This is a genomic window from Rhizobium chutanense, assembly GCF_002531935.1.
In the GTDB taxonomy this organism is placed as follows: domain Bacteria; phylum Pseudomonadota; class Alphaproteobacteria; order Rhizobiales; family Rhizobiaceae; genus Rhizobium; species Rhizobium chutanense.
In genome coordinates this window covers 1-1,727 of record NZ_NWSV01000075.1, presented here as the reverse complement: position 1 = coordinate 1,727, position 1,727 = coordinate 1, and the positions used below count along the sequence as shown (strand labels likewise).

At 60.7% G+C, this 1,727-nt stretch carries 1 protein-coding gene and 1 pseudogene; both read right to left on the bottom strand.

The genetic code is table 11. From position 1 onward, the window contains the following. Positions 1-1,007 (bottom strand): HAMP domain-containing protein (locus tag CO666_RS33325; RefSeq protein ID WP_143540430.1); only part of this gene is annotated, 1,007 nt, incomplete at its 3' end. 219 nt (positions 1,008-1,226) lie between these two features. Continuing rightward, a pseudogene (locus CO666_RS33320) lies at positions 1,227-1,727 on the bottom strand (methyl-accepting chemotaxis protein); the annotation flags it as partial.

Here is a 1,727-nt window from a genome sequence, read left to right as displayed (position 1 = left end):
GCCTCTTCGGCGGAAGCTGCCTGTTCGCTGGCGCCCTGCGACACCTGTTCCGAGCTTGACGAAAGTTCCTGGCTGCCGGCCGAAACATTTTCTGCGGCAGCAGCCGCATCGGCGACGACACCGCGCAGGCGCTCGACCATTTGCTCGAGCGCGATGCCGAGCGCATCCTTCTCCGAAAGCGGCTTCGGGGATACCGTCAGGTCACCCTCAGCGATCTGCGTGGCGATCGCGGCGGTGATGCGAAGGTTCTCCGTCATGGTGTTGATCATGTTGACCAGATCCTTGATCTCGTCGTTGGTCCTGATTTCGACCTTCTGATTCAGATCACCGATAGCAACAGCGCTGGCAACGTTCATGATCTTGCGCAGGCCGCTATTGACGCCGAGCGCAATCCACAGCGCGGCGCCGAAAGCGATAAGGGAAGCCCCAATTGCGATACCGATCAGCATATTCTTCGTTGAGCTATAAAGAGCATCGGTATCGCTGTCGGCTTGCGCCATCGCCTTCTGCTGAAGCGTAACGAGTCTCCCGAAAACCTCTTCCATTTCCGTGACGAGGGCGCGAACTTCGCCTGAGGAAAGCGCGACGGCCCCTGCTCTGTCGCCGCTTTGCTGAGTGGAGGCGACTTTGTTGGAGCCTTCATCGAAGCGCTTGGCCAGTTCGATCAGCCTGTCCCAGAGCGGCTTGCCTTCAGCAGTTGCAAGTTGCAGGCCGCTTGTCGCGAAGCTGAGCATTTCATCCACGCTTGCCGCGGAATTCTGATAGTCCTTTTTGACGATTTCGGAATCCGTTTCCAGAAGCGCGTTCTTCTGCCAGCGGACGGCATCGAGCTCGGCAGTTTGCGCTTCCAGGGCCAGTTCCAGCCTTTTTGCAGGCCCGGCAACAAGGTCGCCGACAGCGTCGTTCAACGAGCTGAGGCTGATGATCCCATAGACCGCGCTGCCCACCAGCAACAGGATAACAAAGCCGAAAGCGGCCGCGAGTTTAAGTTTGATCGTAATACGCATCTCAATATTCCTCTCTGAGAGCGAGGCATTAAATATGGTCCAGGCGGCGCAGCATCATGCGGCAAAGAAATTCCGGTCGGCGAAAACATGCCGTGGAAGGAAGTAAAGATACTTCCGCGCCGGCTCCCCCGAGCCGGAAGTCTGTGTCGCGAGCCAGGCTGGCCGGCCCGCGACGGTTGCAAACGGGGACAGCGCTCATGTGCTGTCCCCGGGGGAGCGCTATGCGCTCTCCCGAAAATCGTCGTCGCCGGCATCGGGACCGCCCATCGACATGTCGAGAGCAAAGCCTTTGAGACGCTGCTGCTGCGCCGAAACCGTCTGGCCGCGGCCCTGCGGCGTCGGTTTGCGGACAGCAGCCGGGGTCTTTTGCACCTTGGCCGCAGTTTTTGGCTGCGCCTTATGGGTGCCGGGCCGCCCGCTGCCGGCAGCATCGACCTTGAAGAAGGCGATCGAGGCCTGCAGTTCTTCGGCCTGCGCGGCGAGCTCTTCCGAAGTCGCGGACATCTGTTCGGAGGCGCCGGCATTCTGCTGCGTCACCTTGTCGAGCTGCTGGATCGCTTCGTTGATCTGCGAAGCGCCGATATCCTGTTCGCGGCAGGCCGCGCTGATTTCAGAGACCAGCTCGGCCGTCTTGCGGATGTCGGGCACCAGCCGGCCGAGCATGTCGCCGGCATCCTGGGCGGCCTTGACCGTATCGCCGGACATCGAGCTGATTTCGGC